At 71.9% G+C, this 19,454-nt stretch carries 22 protein-coding genes; 14 read left to right on the top strand and 8 right to left on the bottom strand.

The annotated features are described in order from the left end of the window. Positions 1 to 691: 691 nt before the first annotated feature. Entirely contained in the window at positions 692 to 1,072 is a 381-nt protein-coding gene (locus tag ACSMX9_RS30035) for a hypothetical protein (protein WP_445403159.1), read from the bottom strand. A gap of 189 nt (positions 1,073 to 1,261) precedes the next feature. Between ACSMX9_RS30035 and ACSMX9_RS30030 the strand changes: the two genes are divergently transcribed. From ACSMX9_RS30030 to ACSMX9_RS30015, 4 genes are all read left to right on the top strand, one after another. Continuing rightward, entirely contained in the window at positions 1,262 to 1,621 is a 360-nt protein-coding gene (locus ACSMX9_RS30030) for a putative quinol monooxygenase (protein WP_445403158.1), read from the top strand. Continuing rightward, positions 1,618 to 2,871 (top strand): helix-turn-helix domain-containing protein, encoded by a 1,254-nt coding sequence (locus tag ACSMX9_RS30025; RefSeq protein ID WP_364733995.1) that lies wholly within the window; start codon positions 1,618 to 1,620, stop codon positions 2,869 to 2,871. Before ACSMX9_RS30030 ends, ACSMX9_RS30025 begins: the two co-directional genes overlap by 4 nt. A 199-nt stretch (positions 2,872 to 3,070) precedes the next feature. After that, positions 3,071 to 4,108, top strand: a complete 1,038-nt coding sequence (locus ACSMX9_RS30020; protein WP_445403157.1) for an AAA family ATPase — start codon at positions 3,071 to 3,073, stop codon at positions 4,106 to 4,108. After that, positions 4,105 to 4,674 carry a phosphotransferase-like protein gene (locus ACSMX9_RS30015; protein WP_445403156.1) on the top strand — a complete coding sequence of 190 codons (570 nt, stop codon included), beginning with the start codon at positions 4,105 to 4,107 and terminating at the stop codon, positions 4,672 to 4,674. The genes ACSMX9_RS30020 and ACSMX9_RS30015 overlap by 4 nt, the downstream gene beginning before the upstream one ends. A gap of 7 nt (positions 4,675 to 4,681) precedes the next feature. Here the strand turns inward: ACSMX9_RS30015 and ACSMX9_RS30010 are convergent, their stop codons facing one another. Both ACSMX9_RS30010 and ACSMX9_RS30005 read right to left on the bottom strand, forming a co-directional pair. After that, a complete protein-coding gene (locus tag ACSMX9_RS30010) occupies positions 4,682 to 5,521 on the bottom strand; it encodes a DUF1932 domain-containing protein (RefSeq protein ID WP_445403155.1) in 840 nt (279 codons plus the stop codon). A 4-nt stretch (positions 5,522 to 5,525) separates the two neighbouring features. Further along, the gene (locus ACSMX9_RS30005) at positions 5,526 to 6,173 is read right to left on the bottom strand and encodes an HAD family hydrolase (protein ID WP_445403154.1); all 648 of its coding nucleotides are present in this window, start codon (positions 6,171 to 6,173) and stop codon (positions 5,526 to 5,528) included. Between the two features lie 114 nt (positions 6,174 to 6,287). On the opposite strand from ACSMX9_RS30005, the gene ACSMX9_RS30000 reads away from it, so the two are divergent. The 5 genes from ACSMX9_RS30000 to tpg (ACSMX9_RS29980) all read left to right on the top strand — a co-directional run bounded on the left by ACSMX9_RS30000 (position 6,288) and on the right by tpg (ACSMX9_RS29980) (position 13,499). After that, entirely contained in the window at positions 6,288 to 6,596 is a 309-nt protein-coding gene (locus ACSMX9_RS30000) for a helix-turn-helix transcriptional regulator (RefSeq protein WP_401804854.1), read from the top strand. Between the two features lie 946 nt (positions 6,597 to 7,542). Next, positions 7,543 to 9,732, top strand: a complete 2,190-nt coding sequence (locus tag ACSMX9_RS29995) for a hypothetical protein (RefSeq protein ID WP_445403153.1) — start codon at positions 7,543 to 7,545, stop codon at positions 9,730 to 9,732. After that, positions 9,729 to 10,547 carry a DciA family protein gene (locus ACSMX9_RS29990; protein ID WP_445403152.1) on the top strand — a complete coding sequence of 273 codons (819 nt, stop codon included), beginning with the start codon at positions 9,729 to 9,731 and terminating at the stop codon, positions 10,545 to 10,547. The genes ACSMX9_RS29995 and ACSMX9_RS29990 overlap by 4 nt, the downstream gene beginning before the upstream one ends. Before the next feature lie 192 nt (positions 10,548 to 10,739). Beyond that, on the top strand, positions 10,740 to 12,938 hold the full coding sequence (tap, locus tag ACSMX9_RS29985; protein WP_445403151.1) for a telomere-associated protein Tap: 2,199 nt from the start codon (positions 10,740 to 10,742) through the stop codon (positions 12,936 to 12,938). 3 nt (positions 12,939 to 12,941) lie between these two features. Continuing rightward, positions 12,942 to 13,499 carry a telomere-protecting terminal protein Tpg gene (gene tpg, locus ACSMX9_RS29980; protein ID WP_445403150.1) on the top strand — a complete coding sequence of 186 codons (558 nt, stop codon included), beginning with the start codon at positions 12,942 to 12,944 and terminating at the stop codon, positions 13,497 to 13,499. A 69-nt stretch (positions 13,500 to 13,568) separates the two neighbouring features. Here tpg (ACSMX9_RS29980) and ACSMX9_RS29975 read toward each other — a convergent pair whose 3' ends face one another. Next, the gene (locus ACSMX9_RS29975) at positions 13,569 to 14,063 is read right to left on the bottom strand and encodes a hypothetical protein (RefSeq protein WP_445403149.1); all 495 of its coding nucleotides are present in this window, start codon (positions 14,061 to 14,063) and stop codon (positions 13,569 to 13,571) included. A 71-nt stretch (positions 14,064 to 14,134) separates the two neighbouring features. After that, positions 14,135 to 14,620 carry a hypothetical protein gene (locus ACSMX9_RS29970; protein ID WP_445403148.1) on the bottom strand — a complete coding sequence of 162 codons (486 nt, stop codon included), beginning with the start codon at positions 14,618 to 14,620 and terminating at the stop codon, positions 14,135 to 14,137. A 158-nt stretch (positions 14,621 to 14,778) separates the two neighbouring features. Here ACSMX9_RS29970 and tpg (ACSMX9_RS29965) point away from each other — a divergent pair, with 158 nt between their 5' ends. The 5 genes from tpg (ACSMX9_RS29965) (at position 14,779) to ACSMX9_RS29945 (ending at position 17,346) form a co-directional block, all read left to right on the top strand. Then, positions 14,779 to 15,369 carry a telomere-protecting terminal protein Tpg gene (gene tpg / locus ACSMX9_RS29965; protein WP_445403147.1) on the top strand — a complete coding sequence of 197 codons (591 nt, stop codon included), beginning with the start codon at positions 14,779 to 14,781 and terminating at the stop codon, positions 15,367 to 15,369. 102 nt (positions 15,370 to 15,471) lie between these two features. Further along, on the top strand, positions 15,472 to 16,245 hold the full coding sequence (locus ACSMX9_RS29960) for a hypothetical protein (RefSeq protein WP_445403146.1): 774 nt from the start codon (positions 15,472 to 15,474) through the stop codon (positions 16,243 to 16,245). Continuing rightward, positions 16,242 to 16,511, top strand: a complete 270-nt coding sequence (locus ACSMX9_RS29955) for a hypothetical protein (protein WP_362483716.1) — start codon at positions 16,242 to 16,244, stop codon at positions 16,509 to 16,511. Before ACSMX9_RS29960 ends, ACSMX9_RS29955 begins: the two co-directional genes overlap by 4 nt. Before the next feature lie 357 nt (positions 16,512 to 16,868). Then, entirely contained in the window at positions 16,869 to 17,099 is a 231-nt protein-coding gene (locus ACSMX9_RS29950; protein ID WP_362483718.1) for a hypothetical protein, read from the top strand. Then, entirely contained in the window at positions 17,089 to 17,346 is a 258-nt protein-coding gene (locus tag ACSMX9_RS29945) for a hypothetical protein (RefSeq protein ID WP_362483719.1), read from the top strand. Before ACSMX9_RS29950 ends, ACSMX9_RS29945 begins: the two co-directional genes overlap by 11 nt. Before the next feature lie 221 nt (positions 17,347 to 17,567). Here ACSMX9_RS29945 and ACSMX9_RS29940 read toward each other — a convergent pair whose 3' ends face one another. The 3 genes from ACSMX9_RS29940 to ACSMX9_RS29930 are packed head-to-tail and all read right to left on the bottom strand — an operon-like array spanning position 17,568 to position 18,856. Then, a complete protein-coding gene (locus ACSMX9_RS29940; RefSeq protein ID WP_445403145.1) occupies positions 17,568 to 17,954 on the bottom strand; it encodes a hypothetical protein in 387 nt (128 codons plus the stop codon). Between the two features lie 43 nt (positions 17,955 to 17,997). Beyond that, positions 17,998 to 18,345 carry a hypothetical protein gene (locus ACSMX9_RS29935; RefSeq protein WP_362483722.1) on the bottom strand — a complete coding sequence of 116 codons (348 nt, stop codon included), beginning with the start codon at positions 18,343 to 18,345 and terminating at the stop codon, positions 17,998 to 18,000. 28 nt (positions 18,346 to 18,373) lie between these two features. Further along, complete coding sequence (locus ACSMX9_RS29930) at positions 18,374 to 18,856, bottom strand: hypothetical protein (protein ID WP_362483724.1); 483 nt, start codon at positions 18,854 to 18,856, stop codon at positions 18,374 to 18,376. Between the last annotated feature and the right edge of the window lie 598 nt (positions 18,857 to 19,454).

Below are 19,454 nucleotides of genomic sequence, written 5' to 3'. Positions count from 1 at the left end.
TTGTTCCGTGCGATGCTGATCTGCATCGGGGCCTCCATACAGGTCCTGGACAGCCCCGGGGGTCCGATCCCTGGGGCTGTCGCCGTTGGTAGAGCCGGTGTCCACCGCGCTCTCCACCGCCCACCGAACGACCCGAAGGCCGGCGGTGGGCGACTGGGCAGCGCGGGGCTGCAAAACAGGGGGCGCGGCCTCTGCCGCCGCGCTGCTCGCCTTGTGATCTGAGAGGGAGAACGAGGTTCCCTCAGTCCCGACGCGTCTCCTCGCCTCGGCTGGGACCGGGTGCCGAGGGTCTGGGAGTGTGTCGCGTCGTTCTTTTACGTCGTGGGGATGTCGGCCCTCCACGCTCTCCGTCAGTAATGAGCGCCCGGTTGGTACTGCACCGGGCCGCCCCCAGGAACTGAGCGCCTGACGGGTCATCGCGTGTGCCGACTGCCACCACCAGCGGTGATGGCGCCGCACGACGGGTTTCCACTCACCTCCGGCCGGTGTGGACACGGCCGGTACTGCGGTGGTGGATCACGCTGTGGAGTTCTCAAGGAACAGCCGCTGCCTTCCAGAGCCAGCCCAAGGGCTGGATGTCCGGGCGGATGCTGTCGGGAGTCGCGCTTCCGGCTCCCACATCCGGCGCCGCCCGCGGGGGCGGTTCCGGGTGAGGGAGCCGGGTCCGAAGACCCGGCGGTGGTGCGGGAGGTCAGGCCGCGATCGGCAGGGAAGCCGCGGCGGCCGGCCGCGTGATGCGCAGCTGCGCGGCGTAGGGGAGGAGCACGTCGACCAGGCGCTCGCGCACCAGCTCGGTGGCGGTCGGGTCGGTGGCGACGATGTCGCGGGCGGCGAGCATCCGGTTCTCGCGGGCCTCGATCGCGGCGATGGCGGCGGTGATGTCCAGGCCGTCCAGCCGCTCGTGGGGAAGGGCGCCGGCCTCGAACATCTCCAGCGGCATCCCGAAGGCGACGTCCAGGTCCAGGCCGCCGAACTCGGGGAGCGGGACCTCCACCGCCTCCAGGAGCGCGAGCGTCTCAGCGTCGAAGTTCTCGGTGGCGAGGCCGGCGGTGGGGCGGCTGGTGGTGTTCATGGGGTGGTGCTCCCTTCGGTAGGAGCCCGCACAGAAGCGGGTCAGGTGCGTTCGAGCAGGCCAAATAGGCGCCTTCTGGCGGCCCGTCCCTTGCGGGGTGGAACACCTTGGACAGTAGTAGCACTCCGAGTGCGAGTCAACACTTCGACTGCTACCTAGCACCGTGGCTTTAGGTGTGAGAATGTGTGCATGCTTACGCGACGTGGAGAGGACGACTTCGTGGCCAGCGGATACGCACTCGTGGTGCGCTTCACCCTCCGAGACACCTCGGCAGCCCGGCAGTTCGATGACCTGGTCGCCCTGACCATCGACGGCATCCGGAGTGAGGCCGGCACGCTCGTCTACTCGGTGCACACCCCGGTGGACGAGCCCCTGGTGCGGGTCTTCTACGAGCTGTACGCCGACCGCGATGCGTTCCAGGCGCACGAGGACCAGGCCCACACCCGGCACTTCCTCGCGGCACGGGAAGAGTTCCTGAGCGACGTCGACGTGACCTTCCTCAACGAGCTGGAGGCTCTGAGCAAGCGCCCCGGAACGGAGGAGGCGTGAAGCCGAGCGGGAAGGACGTCGATCCGCAGGACCGGGCCTTCGGGCAGCGCGTCCAGAGATTCCGGAAGGAACGCGGACGCACACAAGCCGAGCTCGCAGCAGCGCTCGGGAAGACCAGCAGCTGGCTTTCCCAGGTCGAACGCGGCGTACAGCCGGTCCAGCGCATGGACTTGCTCCAGCAGATCGCGGACGAGCTGGGCGTGTCCGTTCAGCAGCTGCGCCCCGGCGTTCCGGCAGACGGGCCATCACAGGCACCCACCGCTCAGTCGCTCTCCAACGATCTGGACGAGACCCGCCGCCTGCTGTCCGGCCACCCCGCGCTTCAGACCCTGCTCGGTGGTGCGGACGACGCCGGACCGACGCGGTCCCTCGACCTTCTGCGGGGCGACGTCGACGACCTCTGGGACTTGACCCACGCCGGCCATCTGGCGCAGGTCAGCACCCTCGCGGTGCAGTTGCTCCCCGAGCTGGAGCGCACGGTCCGGACCGACCTCGGCGAGCACCAGGCGGAGGTGAATCTTCTGCTGTCCCGGTCCTACCAGGCCCTGTCCGCGGCGTTCGTGCGGCAGGACGAGGCAGACGCCGCCTGGGTGGCCGCCGATCGCGCGGTCCTCGCAGCCGAGCGGTCCGGCGACCCGCTGCACGTCTGCGCCAGCGTCTTCCGCATGGTGCAGGCGTTCGTCCGTCTGCGCAGCCTCGGACAGGCCGAACATGCTGCACAGACCGCGATCAACGCTCTGGAAGGGCAGACCAGCCAGTCGCCGAAGTCCTTGTCCGTCCTCGGCTCCCTCCACCTGGCCCTGGCGCTCGTCCGAGCCCGCGCTGGGGCGCGCACCGAAGCGAAGGAGGAGATCGCCAGGGCCCGCGCCATCGCAGCGCAGCTCGGTGAGAACCGCAACGACTTCAACCTCGAGTTCGGCCCGGTCAACGTTGAGATCCAGGCGGTCAGCACCGCCGTGGATCTGGGCGATGCGGGTGAGGCGCTGGACATCGGCCTCACCATCGACGCCGCTGAGCTCTCGCCTGAGCGCCAAGGCCGGCTGCTGATGGACCTGGGGCGCGCCCACGCCCAACGGCGCCACGGCGGGGAGGCTCTCGACTGCCTGTTGCGCGCTGAGACCATCGCGCCCGAGATCATCCAGACCCACCAGGCCGCCCGCGCAGCCATCCGCGAGCTCGTCTTGGTGGCAGGGCCGAACGCATCCCGTGAGCTGCTGGAACTCGCCGAAAGGGCTGATGCCCTGGACTAGTTCGGATCCGCACTGGTGCTCCGTAGCCACTGCTCTGCCCCCTCCTGCCAGCCGCGTCGTTGTGTGGGGGCAATCACACCGGCAGCAGCGGAGATGGAACATCACAGAGGCTTGTCGAAGCCCGTGCACACTCTCGTTCACGGGTTTTCAACATCCACGTACACACGGGATTTGGGGCGCGAGCTCTAGGCTCGCGGCCATGACGATGACGGAGGGGCAGAGGGTGGGGAAGCAGCGCGCAGGGTGGAGGCCGGACCGGCTGCGGGAGCAGCGTGAGGCCCATGGCCTGACCCTGGAGAAGGCCGGCGAACGCCTTCGAGCGGTTGCCGAGCAGGCGAAGCTCAAGGGCATCCCCGCCGCGAATCCTCAGACCCTGTGGCAGCACGAGCAGGGTGAGGTCTTCCCCGGCCCCCACTACCGGCGGGCCTACTGCCTCCTCTACCGGGCCACTGAACCCGACTTGGGATTCCGTGCGGCCCTGCCCGGAGAGGAGTCCTCCTTCAAGCTCACGCCGCTGGACGACCGCCTCAACGGATCACATGTCCTGGCCGTTGAGCGTGCTGTTCACCGCATCGCGCCGGGCTCGGACGAGGCTGACCACTTCGACCTGCAGCAGCGGATCATCGACGCGTGGAAGCGCCGGCACACCGGCGGCGACCCTCACCGTCCCGTGCTCATCCTCGTCGGCGGCTACGCCGGCAGTGGCAAGACCGAGCTCGCCCGCTTCTTCGTCCAGCTCACCGGCTGGCCGCTGCTCGACAAGGACCCGCTCACCCGCCCGCTCGTGGAGCGCCTCCTGGTCGCCCTGGGCGGTGACCCGAACGACCGGCACACCGACCTCTACCGCGAGCAGGTCCGGCCGGTGGAGTACGACTGCCTCATGCAGTCGGCCATGGCCAACATCAAGTGCGGCATCTCCACCGTGCTCACCGCGCCGTTCATTGCCGAGATGACCGACCCGGCCTGGATGCAGCGCCTGACCAACCGGGCCAGCTCGATGGGCGTCGACGTCTTCCCTGTGTGGGTGCGTTGCGACGAAGAGTCCATGCGCGAGTACATCGGATTCCGCTCCGCGGCCCGCGACGCGTGGAAGCTGGCGCGCTGGGACGAGTACATGGCGACCATCGACCTGGAGCTGCGCCCGGCGGTACCGCACCTGGTCGTGGACAACCGGCTGGGCACAGCGGTGACGCTCGCGGACCAGGCCCGGCAGGCGATGGGGGCGATGTACTCGTGAACCCGAAGCAGGGCGTGATCCTGTACGGCCCGCCGGCCTCGGGCAAGGACACCGTCACCACCGCGCTCAGCGACCTCGACCCCAAGTACGCGCAGTTCGCGCGGCTCAAGGTGGGGACGGGTAAGGCCACCGGCTACCGGATGGGCACACCCGAGCAGCTGCACGAGTTGGAGGCCGCGGGCGATGTCGTCTACGCGAACTCCCGGTACGGCAACACGTACGTGATCGACCGACCCGGCGTCGACACGGCGTTCGCGGCCGGGGTGCCCGTGGTGCACCTCGGGCAGGTCGACGGCATCCGCGCGCTGGTCGACGGCTACCCGGCCGACTGGTCGGTGGTGCTGCTGTGGTGCCCGCGCGAGGTGACCGAGCAGCGGTCGGCCGGACGCGGCGACAGCGACACCGCGGCGCGCCTGTCGGCGTGGGACGCGACCCGCGAGGACCTGGAAGGGCACCCGGGTGTGACCTGGGACCTGACCATCGACACCACGGAAGCGTCCCCGCAGGATGCGGCGCGGCTCATCGACCAGCTGCTGGCGCAGCGGGCGGGAGCTGCGACGGCATGAACGTCGGCTACGGCTGGGCGAGCTGGTCCAAGGCGTCGGTGAGCGTGAGCTCACTGTCGTCCTTGGCGCCGTTCCACCGTGCCAGCGTGGCCGCGGCCGCGCGCAGCATCTCCGGCGGAAGGCCGGCGGCCGCGAGTGTGTCGGCGGCCTCCTCCAGCTCCGGGCCCCAGCGCCAGGCGCGCGCCGCCGTCTTGGCTACGTACTCCGGTTCCGCGAGGTACGAGTCGGTGCGCCGGGAGGCGACCTCGATGAGCTCCTGGTCGACGCCGTGCTCGCGCGCCATGCCGACCGCGAGCGCTACCAGCACTCGGCTCGCTTTCTGGAACGCGGCGTACGACAGCTTCAGCGCGGACGCCTGCCCCACCTTCGTACCCAGTACCGCTGTCCGGACGGCGGTGCCGGCGAACAGCGCTTCGATGCGCTCGGTCTCGCCGACCGGGCCGGACAAGTACAAGGTCGGTGTCTTGCCGCGCACCGGCGGGGAGCCGACCACGCCGCCGTCCACGACGGTCGCGTTCGGTTCGAGCAGCGCGGCGATCCGCTGTGCCCGCTCGGGATTGATGGCGTTCGCCTCCACGTACACCCCGGCGAAGCGGTGCGCGGCGATGTCGCGGGCCAGGTCCTCGGCAGCCGCGGGCGGGCAGAGGCTGATGACGATGTCGCTGCGGTCCAGCAGTTCGGCCAGCTCGGCCACCGGTGTCAGGCCGAACCGGGCGGCGCGCGCCGCAGACGCGGTGCTGCGCCCCGTCTCGCACCAGAGGACCGCGGCCGCGTTGGTCGTGGCGCAGGCGGCGACGGCGGCGCCCATGCTGCCGGGGTGGAGGATGCCGACGGTCGGCTTGGCCACGGTGCTACTCCGTCTCGTTGAGCAGGATGGTGATGGCGTCGGTGACGTCGTCGACGACGTGGTGCGCAGCCGGGAGTCCGTCGGGCCACGGTCGGCCGCGCAGCCAGATGGTGCGCAGGCCGGCCTTGTGCCCTCCGCCGATGTCTCCGGCCGGGTTGTCGCCGACCATCCAGCCGCCGTCCGCGAGGCTGACGCCGCACCGGGACGCCGCGAGCTCGAAGAGCCTCAAGTCCGGCTTGCGGATCTCCAGGTCGCCCGAGACGGCGACGCCGTCGACAAGGGAAGCGAGACCGGTCCCAGCGAGTTTGGCTCGCTGGATGTCGCCGGCCCCGTTGGTGATGATGCCGATCGTCCAGGCGGCCGCGCGCAGGCGGGCCAGGCCCTCGAGGACCTCGGGGCGGCAGGTGACGGCGGCCGACATGAGGTCGACGTACTCCTGCCACAGGTCCGTGGCCAGTGCCTCCAGGCCGAAGGCTTCCCGCAGCCGGGCGAAGTCGTTGACGGTCGCGCGGTCGGCCAGCTCGGTACGCAGCCACCGCTCGGCATCCGGGGAGAGCGCGCGGGAGCGACACAGGCACGTCAACGCGTCGCTGAGCGCCGACTGTCGGTCGGCCAGCGTGCCGTCGAGATCGAAGAAGGCGAAGCGGGACACGGGCACGGACCCTACCGGGCGCCGAACAAAACTCAGTTCGCGGCGGACCCTTCCCCCAAGCAGAGATCAGATCGTGTATCTTTCGTAGTTACAACGATCATGGAAGGCGTGGCTATGTCCGACTCGGACCGCTCGCAGCGGGTCGACGCTCTGCTGAACGGCCTGCCCGAGGCTCTGCCGTCTCCGCGCGTGCGCGCGAAACTGCGCCTCGCGGCCGGCCTCACTCAGCAGGACGTCGCGGACGCCGTGGGCGTGAAGAGGGTCGCGGTCACGCGCTGGGAGTTGGGCCAGACCAGTCCTCGGCGCCCCCACCGCGAGAACTACTTGCGTCTCCTCAAGGGCCTCGCAGAACGCTTCCCCGAAGCCGCGAAAGCGGATGAGGGCACGCCGACGCCAGCCTCGGATTCAAGGGGGTCGGGGTGACGTAGCCGCCACCGGCCGCGCGGCCACCTTGCGGACTGACAATCCGCTTCGGCCAGCGCGGCCCTTCGCACCGACTGGGCGTGACACCTCAGTTCGGTTGCTCAGTTTCGGTTGGCGCCGGTCCTGAGCTCCGGCTCATCGAGCCAGTTCTTTCTCTGCACTGCAACACCCCGCCTGACAAGCGGGTCGGCCCCTTTGACAAGGGCCACCAGCAAGACCCGGCCGCTGACAACGGTCGATGCCCTACCGATCCGCGGGGCCCTGTGACAGGGGCCCTGCGGTTCACCAGGACCGGGAGGGGAGGAGAAATCTCCCCCCACCTGATCCAGGTCCGCCCGCTTCTCACGAAGGGGGCGGTCCGAACACATCCGCACATCTGGCCGTCCGGCCCCGAGGGGCTCGGTTCGGTTCAGCTATATGGAAGGTCGGTCGTTCTCATAGTGCCCGAAGTGGTGTCCCCCTGTCAGCTCGGCCCTGTCCGTTTCACCCCGGTTCAGGCGCGGCGGTCGTCCCGTGTGACGGGATCGGCGTACCGTTCGCCCAGCTTTTTCCGTTCCGTACCGGAAGTTGGATTTCCGGTAGGAAGCTACAAGAGCGGGGCCTTCGAGGCGGTCTCGTCGGCCCCGGCCGTGACGTCGGCCGCCCGGCTCGTGCACCCCCTCGTCGACGTCGTTCGCAACTCCGTCGACGGGAGCGTCCTCGAGGGCGCCGTCCCGTGTGGCGGGACGCGATCTGAAGTTGTTGCCCGCCGTGCGGGAGCGCAGGGGCCGATCGGGGCTGAGCGGACTTTGTCCACAGGCCGCCTCGTGCAGGCTCGGCAGGTGGATGAGGATTCGAGCGTTTCGGCTGCTCAGGGGGGTGTCCGCTTTGGGGAGTACACCGGCCCCATGCAGACGCAGAAGATCGCGGCCCGTGCGGGTTCCGCTCTCGCCGGGGCGGTGGGCCGGTGAGCGCCGTGGCGGCACCGGCCGCGCTCCCGCGCCCCCGTACGTTCGTCGGCGGGGCTGCGCGCCGTCGGCTGCGGTCGGTCCCGGCACAGGCCGGACCGGTCGCGCGGCTGGAGGTGGGCAACCCGCTCCAGCTGACGAAGACGATGCGCACCCGGCTGCTCGCGGCGGTGCGCGTGCTGCTGGCCGACCCCGGCCTGAAGGGTGCGGACGACCCGGTGCGCCTGGCGGCCGTGGTGCTGATGGCGAAGGCCAAGGTGGCAACCGACTACAGCACGCGGATCACCGCGACGGAGCTGGGCCGGTGGATCGGGCTGAAGAAGTCCCGGGTCGCGCACCACGTGGTGCCGGAGCTGCGCGAGCGCGGCGTGCTCGGCTCGAACGAGACGACGAACGCTGCCGGGTGGATGACGGGCCTGGAGTGCTGGGTGATCCCGATGTACCGGGCGCAGCACGGCGGGGACCGTCGGCACTCCCTGGCGCTGTCGAAGGTGGAGCTGATCGTGCTCCTGAAGCTGATCGAGGCGCTGTTCGCACCGGGCTGGACGCACGAGGACGGCCGGGTGACCCCGGCCGGGATGCTCGCGGACCGTACGGGGCGCGGGGCGGCGACGGACCGGCTCGGGCTGCTGCTGATGGTGCTGTCCTCGAACGCGAAGGGCTGGCTGCAGCTGTGCTCGGGCAGCGTGGACAGCGAGCGGGGCCGTCCGGCGGCGACGGCTGCCCGGCTGCTGGGCTGCTCGCCGGCGGGCGGGGCGAAGCTGCTCTCCCGGCTCCAGGAGCAGGACGTGCTGTCGGTGGACCGGCGCGAGACCGCGTCGGGGCTGAACGCCCGCAGCCGGGTCCGGCTGCTGCCGGTCGCGGCTGCGCACGGGATCGCCGTCCGGGAGGCCCGCGAGGCCGCCGACGCGGTGTTTTCAGACCTCGCCGTTACTGCATCCGGAGATCTTGAGGCGACGGTTGAGGCTGCGGCCCCTGTGGTTACTGGGGTTCAGGGCGCCGGAGAGGGCTTGGAGGCCGATTCGGCAGACCGCGCCGATGCTGCACACCTTCACGCCTCTCACGCTTCTGTGGTTACTCCCGGTGGGTCTCTCTCGCTCTCTGGTGGTTTTTCCGGCGAAGGCCGTGGTGGGAACCACGGTCTGCCGGACCGCGCGTGCGTGCGCGAGGACGGCGGCCCGCTCCGCGGGGAGAAGCCGAAGAAGTCCCCGTCGATCAGCAGCGAGAAGCCCGGCCTCGGGCCGGTGGCCAGCGGTCCGGTGCGGGTTGTGGACGGTGCGGGTCAGGGCAGGCAGCAGCGGGGGAGGGTGCCTCTGCCGCCGGCGGATCTGCGGGCCGTCCTGGCTCCGGTCGACCTGGTCTGGGCACGGCTGGACCGTGCGGCTGCCCGCCGCCGGGTGGAGGCCGCCGCCCGCCGTGAGCTCAAGCGGGTGGAGGGCTTCGCGGGCCGTACGGACGCCTCCCAGGTGCTCGCCGACCGGCTCGTGCGGCGCCTGGACGAGCAGCTGCGCAGCGGTGGCCCGATCGCCGACCCGGTGGGTTGGCTGCTGGCCCGGGGCCTGCCCCAGCGTCAGCAGTGCGGCGATGCCCGGTGCGACGACCGGGTGCTGCTCGACTCCGGCCGGGACTGCCCGCGCTGCGAGGACCGGCAGGCCGACCGCCGCGCCCAGCGTCACGCGGTCGCGGCCGCCGTGGACGCCGCGATGCCCGGGGCCTCCGAGGACGAGCGCCGCGCGGCCGCCGACCGGCAGCTGCACGAGCGGGTGACCGCCCAGGGGTGGGCCCGCGAGCACGAGTGGGAGCAGGTCCGCGCCCGTCAGGCCGCCGCCAAGGCCCACCGCGCCGAAGCCGCGGCCGCGCAGCCGGCCGACGACGTCCCGGCCGTGCCGGTGGCTCCGGTCGCGATGCCCGCGCCGCGCCCGGCCGCCGTCATCGTGCCTGCTGCGGAGCCGGAGTTCGCCGACATCGACGACGACCAGGAGCTCGTCCTCGAGGACCTGACCCGCGAGCAGGTGCTGGACTGGCGCAACCGCGCCGCTGCCGACCACCAGCTCGTCTTCGACCACATCGACCGGTACGGCGAGCTGTCGGCGCAGCGCCTGTTCACCCGGGCGTTCGTCGCCCAGGTGCAGCGCCTGTCCGGCCTCGGGCACCTGGACCTCGGCTACACCACCTGGGGGCAGGCGTGAGCGGCGGCGAGACGTCCGGCGTCGACCTGGCCCGGGTCGCGCTGCGGGCCGCGATGGAGGCGGCCCGCAAGAACGGCGGCGGCCAGAAGGCGAAGCAGAGGCCGCGGGCCGTCACCACGGTGCGGCGTGACGGGCGCGAGCCGATGGGCCTGGGCGCGGCGATCGGCGCGCTGGTCACCGAGCGGGCCTGGGAGCTCCCGGCCGCCGGCGCTTCCCTGCGGGAGCGGTGGGCGGCCATCGCCCCCGAGCTCGCCGGGCACGTCGCCGCCGTGGCGTACGACGCGGACTCCGGCCGGCTCACCGTGTGCCCGGAGTCTTCGGCCTGGGCGACGAAGGCCCGCCTGGAGCAGACCCGCGTCATCGCGGCCGCCAACAAGGCGGCGGGCCGCACCGTCGTGCGCGCCCTGCGGATCCTGCCGCCCGGCGCCGCGCCCGTCCCAGGCCCGGCCGATGTCGTCCCGGCAGACCCGGCCCCGGCCGCACCCACCGGTCCGGTCAGGACCCGGGAGACGGCGTGCGAGGGCTACCGCCGCGCGCTCGCCGCGCACCAGGAGGTCGCGCCGCCGCGCCGGGTGGACCCGGGCATCGCGGAGGCGGTGGAGCGGCAGACCTCCGCGATGCGCGAGCTGTCCCGCCGCGCGTTCCCCGAGACCGAGGTCGTGGTGGAAGACGATGCGCCGACCCCGTTCGACGCCACCCGGTCCGAGCGGCGCCGCCAGGCTGAGGTGACCCGCGCGGCCGCGCTGCGCCGGGCCCGCGCCGAGAAGGCCGGCCGCCCGATGGCAACGCCGCAGCGCCTGGAGAACACGGCATGACCGGCGAGAGTGCAACGCACGCTGCAACAGAAAACTGCAACACACCCCGTGTTGCAGCCCTGACCTGCAAGAACCGCCGTTGCACTGCTTGCCCGCCCGCGTGTTGCAGTATCATCCATAGAGCGATTCATGCGCGATTGAATGCGCGAATCACTGCGCGATCCGCTATGATGTCTATTGGAGGTGACCTCTGTGTCCACTGAGAACGAGCTGTTCAGCGCCGTTGATGCGCTGCTGGAGCAAGTCGCGCAGGACGACCTGCCGGTCCCCGCGGAGCGCAAGCGTCTGCGTGAGGCGGCGGGCCTGAGCCAGGCGCAGATCGCCACGGCGCTGGACGCCCGCCGGGAGGCGGTGGGGAACTGGGAGACCGGCAAGACCGAGCCGCGGCCGCCGAAGCGCGCCGCGTACGCCCGGCTCCTGGAGGGCCTCGCCGCCCGCTTCCCCGCCCCGGCCGCCGACGCGCCCGCCACCCCGGCGCCGGTGGTCCCCGAGGCGTTCACCGGCCCCGCGCCCGTTCCCGCCCCGGCGGCCGAAGCGCCGGCCCCGGCTGCTGCCGTACGCCCGGCGCCCGCCGTGAAGCCCGCCGCATCGTCGCGGCGCCCGGGTGCGAAGAAGGCGGTGGCGAAGAAGACCACGGCGTCGGCGGCCGCCGTCGACCCGCGCTTCGAGAACGGCCCGCTCGCGGTCATCGACGCCGACGCCGACGGGCAGGTCTCCGCGTACTGCATCGGCGGCCTGGTCCTGGACGTGCCCGCCAAGACGATCCCCGCGCTGGTCGACTGGACCCTCGCGGAGGCAAAGCTCGGGCAGGCCCGCCTGCACCGCAACGGCCGCGACGCCGACCCGATCCTCGTCCTCACCGCGTCCGCGCTGGAGCGCTTCGGCCTGCCGGTCGCCCTGTCGGAGGAGGAGCGGCACGCGGGCCGCATCCCGGCCGGCCACAAGGTGGTCAAGCAGATCGACCGGGCCGGGCTCAAGATGAGCCAGCGCGGCTTCGGCCCGTGGGCACGGATCTACCGCGACCCCGAAGGCTCCCGGCGCCGCTGCGTCCAGCTGTGCATCCTGCCGTGGAACGCGCTGGACGCCCGCGAGTGGGACAAGAAGGACGACCCGCAGCTGCCGACGATGCACCCGGCCGAACTCGTCCAGTACCTCGGTCTGTACGCGGCCCGGGTCATCACACCGCGCGGCTCCACCGCGACGACCGGCCTGGAGCTGATGACCGCGCTGCGCCCGCCGACCCGCGCGCAGAAGGACGAGGCCACCGGGGAGTTCAAGCCCGCGTTCAACGACGACGCGATCACCGCCAAGTACGACGTCGTGCCATGCGAGGTGCCGGACGAGCACCCGATCCTGAAGGACGCGGGCTTCGCCCGGCACCACATCCGCACCCCGGCAGAGATGCTGATGGAGGAGCCGTACGACTGGTGCCGGCCGCTGACCGATGAGGAGTGCGCCAACCCGTACCTGGTCGTCGTCGACATCAACATGTCGTTCGCCGCGGCCGCGAACGGGCTCACGGTCGGGCTGAACGGGCCGACCCACCTGACCGGCAACCCGCAGTTCGACCCGTCGCTGCCCGGCTCGTGGCTGGTCGACCTGAGCCACGTGGACCTGTCCCGCGTCCGGGTCAACGGCCGCACGGTCGACGGCTCCCGGCTCCCGAGCCCGTTCACGCCGAAGGGCGACCACCCCGAGGGCCCGGCCTGGTACGCCACGCCCACCGTCGCCTACGCGGTGGAGCTCGGGTTCGACGTCGCGCCGATCGAGGCGTACGTGCGCACCCAGACCGGCCGTTACCTCGACTCCTGGTACAAGCGGCTGCGCGACGCGTACGTGGACACGATGGCCGACATGGGCGTCACCACCGACCTCCAGGGCGAGGAGTTCCTCGAGGCGATGGCGCGGCGTAAGCAGGTCGACCCGACGATGGCGCTGCTGGAGACCGCGATCAAGGCGACGGCGAAGGGCGCGATCGGCAAGCTGCGCCAGCGCTCCCGGGGCCAGGTGCCGTACTACGAGCCGTACCCGGCGCTGGACCGGTGGACGTGGCGCCCCGACATCCGGGCCGCCGTGCTCGCGAACCAGCGCACCGGCCTGCACCGCAAGCTGATGAAGACGGCGGCCGCCGCCGACCTCTACCCGGTCGCGATCGGCACCGACGCGATCGTCTACCCCTCGCCCGGCCCGTCGCCGCTGGACGTCCTGCCGTACACGCCCGAGGGCAAGCCGGCGCCCGGCGCGTTCCGGCTCGGGGTCTCGCCCGGGATGGTCAAGCACCAGGGCACCCAGACCGTCCTGTGGGCGGAAGCGCAGTTCGAGGAGCGCGGCGGCGTCTTCAACATCTCCAACCTGATCAAGACCGACCAGAGCGCCGGAGAAGGGGAGTAGGTCGTGGTGGACTCGCTCGGGGACAGCCTGGACCGCGCGCTGGAGGGGGCGTTCACCCGCCGCATCCCGCAGAGCGCCCAGGCGCAGATGAAGTACCTGGTCAAGCAGCTCAAGGGCACCAAGGCCGCCGCCCAGGCGCTCGGGATCTCCCAGCGCACGGTGGAGCGGTACGTCTCGGGCAAGCTCAAGCGGCCCCGCCAGGACCTGCGCGGCCGCCTGGAGCGCGAGGTGAAGAAGAGGTGGCAGCCGCAGATCCGCGCGAAGGCGAGGAAGAAGGCAGCGTCCACGGGCGGGCTGGTCGTCTCCACCCGCGCCCGCTTCGGCTTCGAAGCCGCCGGGGGTACGACAGACGACGCCCGGATCCGGGACATCACCCAGGCCCTGCCGCCCGAGTACGCCGACAAGCTGTTCAGCGCACGGGAGCAGGGCCAGAGCGAGGACCAGCTCCGGCAGATCGCCGCCGACGGCCTGGCCCGGATGTACTTCCGCGCCAACAACAGCAGGGCCCACGGCCTGGGCGTGGAGTTCACCGACGTGGAGAGGCTCGAAATCGAGCTGTGATCACCCGCCCACGGCAGGGGCCCCGAACCGCGCGCCGGTCCGGGGCCCCTGCCGTATGCCGCCGCCGGATCAGCCGGCGGCGGTCTTCTCTTCGGCGAGCTTCTTCCGGGCCCGCTGGTACTCCTCGTACGTCACGGCGTGCAGCGCCTCGATCCGGGCGAGCGTCTCCACCGTGTCGTGCTGCTTCATCGCGGTGTCCATGAACCTCAGCAGCAGCTCCACCATCGCGTGGCTCTTCCAGGTGCGCAGTTCCGCCTCGTTCAGCAGCTCCGGGCCGCCGGCCTCCATCATGTCGACCAACCGCTCCCGGGCCCGCCACTCCCGCCGCCGACGCCACCAGCCCCCGCCCGGCCGGTTCAGATCCCGCAGCTTGCCGATCTGGTCCACCATGGCCCTGATCTGCGTCTCCTGCTCGGGCGTCCATGCCTTCCCAGAGCCGTCAGCAAGCGCCTGGACGGCCTCCTGGGCGGCCTCGCTGCCGTCGCCCGCCCCGTCGCCGCACAGCTGCTCCACGGCCCTCCTGAGCGACGCTTCCGCCGCCGTGGTGTCGTCGTCTTCGGACACGCTCTCCCCTTCTCCTCGCGGAACGCGCAGCATGCCCGCCGCACCGCTCCCCGGGCAATCGGACGGCCGACCTACTGGGGACCCGGGTCCGCCTCGCCGGGCGCGGCCGCTGTACGACGGGAGCGCCGGCGGATGACGTCGGGCAGCTGGCGGGAGGCGGCGGCCGGGATGAAGAACAGCCCGGTCATGCCGAGCCCGGTCACGGCGGCGCTCAGCAGGCCCACCGACACCGACGGGTCATCGACGGAGGCCACTCCGCAGAACACCGAGAAGGCGGCGACGAACACCAGCGAGACGACGATCCACCTCTCCCGCAGCGACGACCGGGTGCCGGCCACCACGCTCAGCCACCACGTCCAGCCCGCCATCACGCAGAACAGCACGGCCGCCGGGGGCAGCAGCACGGGCGGCGCCCACCGGGCGACGTCGCCGCGGGGCAGCTCCTGCCCGGTCAGGTAGCCGACCTGGACCAGCCACACCAGGTACACCGGCACCTCGACGGCGATCACCACCCACATCAAGACCCGCAGACCCCGTAACGCGCCGCGCTCGCTCATCCCTTGGCCCTCCCCCTCGATCATCAAGTCCAGGGGAACGTAGCGGCCCGGCGACGGCGTCCACCAGGGCGCGTCACCCGCAGGGGTGGAGTCCGGCAGCAGGAGTGCCCTGTCGTCGTCGGACTCTTTCCACAGGCCCGACCGGGCCTGATGGGCACATGACTGCTGACGACATACAGCGCGCGGCTCGGACCCGCGCCAAGATCCTGGACGGCTTCGCCCGTGCGGAGCGTGCCCTGTTCACCCGGCCCGCGCCGAAATCCGCGCGAGCGCAGATGAAATTCCTTCGCACGCGGGAGAAGGGCTCCACCAAGAGCCTGGCGGAGCGGCTGGGCGTCTCCCGCAAGACGGTGCAGCGCTACCTCTCGGGTGCGTCCACCAAGCCGAACAAGCGCCTCCAGGCCGCGCTGGTGCAGGAGACCGAGTCGGAGTGGCAACCGCAGGTCAGGGCGCAGGCCAGGCAGCGCGCGGCGTCATCGGGCGGGCTGGTCATCTCCTGCCGGGCGTACTTCGGACTCGGCCCGGAGGGCACCTCCGACGCGGGCCGGGTCCGGGACATCCAGGTCGCCGTCAGCCCCTCCCACGCGGCCGCCATCATCGCCGCGCAGGAGGAGGGTGCGACGGAGAGCGATCTGCATGACGCGGTCGCGGAGGCCATTGCGGACGCCTATTTCCGTCAAGGTGGCGGCGGCCGTGCGGGCCTGGAGGTGAAATTCGCGGACGTGGAATGGTTGAACATCAAGTTTTAGCAGCGCGGAATTCGGGCGTGCGGTAGACCTGTGTGACCGGCCCACCGATCCGCGTTCCCGGCCGGTCCCTCATTTCCTTATCCGAGCTGAAAGCGAGTCCTGATGAACACGTCCGACGGGTGGCGGCCGCGCCGTGTCCCCGAGGCCCGCGGCCGCGCCGGCGCCCCGCGCACGCCGATCGACTACGCGAAGGTCGGCCGGTCCTCGGTGCGGCGCCGCGCGCGGGGCATGACGCACAGCGAGGCGGTGGCGGCGCTCGAAGAGGCGGAGCTGCACGCGCACCTGGACCGCCGCGACGAAGCCGCGGCCGACGACGGCGGCCGCCGTGCTGCGGAGCTCGCGGAGTGGCAGCGCGTCGTGCAGCTGCTCGCCGCGACCGGCGGCCCGTACGACCCGGACGCCGACGTCGTCGTCCAGGAGGAGCTCGCCGAAGAGCGCCGCCGCGAGGAAGCCGAGCAGCAGCGCCGCCAGGAGCAGCAGCGGGTAGCCGACCGGGCGGAAGAGCTCGCCCGGCTCGGCGGGGCTGGCCGCCTCGACCGGAGCGTGCCGACCCAGGCCGGGGACGAAGCCGCCCGCGAGCTCCTGGACGAGAACGGCGACTACCGGGCCGCGAAGGTCGACGACTGGCTCGCCCGTGCCCTCGCCGACCAGTCCGGCCACTACGCCGACCCGGCCGCCCGCGCCGCCGCCGTCAGCCTGCTGCCCGTCCCGGTCCGCGCCCGTGCCGCGCTGCTCGCCGCCCTCGCCCGCACCGGCGCGCCGGTCGACGGCGGCCTCGAGTTCGTCGGCCGTCTCGCCCAGGCCGACCCGGACGCCACGACCGCACTCGCCGCGTGGCTGGAGACCGCGGCCGCGGTGAAGGGCGGTACGGCGTGAGCGCGGCGGACGAGGTGGTGGTGGCCACCTGGAGTGAGCACAGCGAGATCGGCCACCACTACGAGGACCTGCTCGCCGACGGCTCGGTCATCGCCTGGACCGAGCCGCCCTTCGGCGAGACGCTCTACCCCGGCGACGACGACCCGGACTACAACCCGATCTGCGAGTGCCCGCGCGTCCCGCGCCAGTTCTGCCTGGAGTGCGCCGGCTGCGCCGCCTGCGGGCAGTGCACCGGCCCGCACGTCTGGCCCCCGTTGCAGACCTGACAACCGATTGCCACGCTCACCGAGGGTGATAGTCGGTTGTCACGCTGCCTGTCACGCCCCCTGTCACGTTGCCGGAAGACCGCGTGACAGCTCACGCGTGAAAGCCCATCAATTCGGACATACAGGCGTGGAAACGGCCCGGAAACCCCCCTCCGGGCCGTTTCCACGTGACAGGCACGACAGCGTGACACCCCACCGGCCGGTGATCACGTTCCGTGTCGGACGGCACCGAGCCGGAAGCGCCGGCCCTGCGCCCCGCAAAGCCCTTGCCGGTCCGGTTCGCCCGTACCGGGGTCCGGTGGCACGCCCCGGCGATACCGTGGTGACACACGCCAGACAGAAGCCCAGGAGCCCCGGATGAGCCAGCAGCCGGCCCCCGCGCCCGCCCGTCAGCCCCTCGATGAGCACGCCGCCGAATCGGTCCGCGCGTACGCCGCCGACCAGCGCGCGAAGGTCGACATCCTCGCCTCGGTCCTGGAGGACATCGCCGCCAACGGCTACCCGGCGCCCGAGTCCGGCGTGCCGTGGGAGACCGCCCGCGACGCCCACCTCGCCCGCCTCGCCGACGAGCAGCCCCGTGTCGCCTGAGCACGGCGCGCGCCGCTCCCAGGTCGTCATGGTGGAGCCCGCGCTCACCCAGCTCGGCAAGCTCACCGCGTCCGAGACGCACCGCCTGGACCGCGCGATCGTCGCCATCAGCGTCAACCCGGAGCTCGGCACCGAGGTGCCCGGCACCCTGCTGCGCGACTACGCGGACGAGGTCGACGGCGTCCGCGTGATCTACTACGTCACCGCCTTGAGGACCATCACGATCGTCGCGTACGTCGAAGCCTGATCACAGCAGCAGCGCCCCGGACCCGCTCGGGTCCGGGGCGCTGCTGTGTCTGCTGTACGAGGTGCTGCTGTCGGTGATCCGGGTGCCGGAGAGTGATGACATTCGAAGGCCGGCCCCAGGCGCCGCAAGGGTGCTGCTCGGGTAGCAGGCCGTGCTGCACAGAGCAGCGGGGCCGTGTAGCAAACGGTCGTTCGTCTGCTGCACGGCCCCGCTGCATCCGGTCAGTCAGCGGTGCCGGTGGCCCATCGCTCCAGGTCGCTCACCGGCTTCTTCAGCAGGGTGCGACGGCGGGACTGCGCGGTCGCCCGGCTCTCCAGGTGCATCGCCTTCGCCAGGTCGCCGTGCGAGACGCCCTTGGCCGCCGGGAGGCGCAGCGAGGCGTCCCGCACGGCCTCCAGGCGCTCCAGGAGCCCGGTGGTGCCCTCGATGGCGGCCGCGAGCTCCGCGGCGCTCGCACGGCCCGTACGCAGCAGCGCCAGGCCGTGCAGCGCGGTGGCGAACAGCGCGGCCAGCTGCTCGCCGTCGTTGCCGAGCGCGGCGACGTCCTCGGCGGCGAGCGGAACCAGGAGCTGCTCCTGGTGGTCGGGGTGCGCGGGATCGGTGCTCACCGCGGTCTCCTTCCTCGGGTGGATCGTTCGGCGGGCGGGTGGTCTACAGCCAGCGGAAGAGGTTGCGGACCTCGGAGGCCGCGCCGGAGAGGTTGTCGGCGTCCAGGCGGGCGTCGAAGTCGTACGGGTCCTCGGTCTCGTCCATCACGTTCTCGGAGGCGGCCGCCAGGACGTCGGCGAACCGCTCGTGGACGGCGGCCTCCTTCAGGGCCTGGACGACGCTCTCGCGGTCGGCGGTGCCCCGCTTGATGGCGTCGGCGAGCAGCCCGAGCGCGGCGGCCGCCGCCGGGGCCAGGTACGCGAGCTCGCTGTCGACGGCGCCCCGGTCGGCGCTGGTCTCGATGGCGGTGATGTCGGCGGCCTTCACGATCTCCGTGGACGTGCGCTCCATGACGGGCTCCTGTCTCGGTGGCGGGGGTTCAGGCGGTCCGGCTGAGGTAGCCGGCGGCGACGTCGACGAACCGGTCGTGGGCGTCCTTCGCGGCCTCACGGGCGGCGGTCAGGGCCTCGGTGGTGGCGTAGGCGTCGCGCAGCGCGTACGTCAGCGTGACCATCTCGTCGGCCGCGGCGCGCACCGCCTGGTCCTCGATGAGCACCCGCAGCGCGACCAGCGGCCGGGTGACGGCGGACCGGGTCATGTGGCTCTCGCCGCGCAGGGCCTCGATCCGCTCGGGGCCGGCCTGCTTGAGAACGGCGTCGCCGCGCATCCACATCGCCCGGCGGTGGTCGCTGACGGCGCAGGCGAGGGCGGTGACGGCCTCCAGGCGGTCGCGGCGGATCGCCTCGCCGTGGCTGACGCGGACGGACCGTTCGGCGGCGCGCTCCTGGAAGCGGCCGCTGACGATCGAGCCGAGCAGGGTGCCGACGATGGCGAGGGCGGCGGTGACGAGGGTGACTAACACGGTGGGTTCCTCCCCTGTATGAAACTCAATACATGTATTGAACTTAATACAGCGGGAGGGTGCAAGGGGGTCCGCTCATGATTCTTTTCGCGGGGCTGTGACCTGCGCGTTTCCCGCCCGCGGGAACCGTGTGCGCGTAGCTGACATACGCGTCCCGCGCGCGGGACGAGGTGCCGCTCCCCGACCTGAAGCCCGGTTTCCCCTCCAGGGGAACGATGTTCACGGGACTCTGCAGCGGTCCCGTGAGCTGGCGCAGTCCGCAGCGGTGGTGTTGCCGCCGACACCACGCGGACGGGCCTTCACCTGCGGTTTTCCCCTCCAGGGGAACGTTGTTCCACCTCTGCGTGGACAAACTCAGCCCCTTTGGCCACCCCCACGGGGACAAACTCCCGCTCGGGGAGGGGCCGCCGACTTGCTGGTTTCCCGCGCAGGGGAACGATGTATCGCCCTGCGCACACGCAGAAGCGGCGCCGCACCGTGAGGTGCAGCGCCGCCGTGCGAACGGGTGGGTTACGAGGCGTGGAGCTGCCGGACGGTCGCCAGGGGCGCGTCGTCATCCTCGGGCTCGGTGGGCGCCGGCTGACCGGTGGCCTTGGAG

Source organism: Streptomyces sp. LE64, from assembly GCF_052606915.1.
The sequence above is the reverse complement of the archived record's forward strand: the minus strand, read 5'-3'. Positions and strand labels throughout refer to the sequence as shown.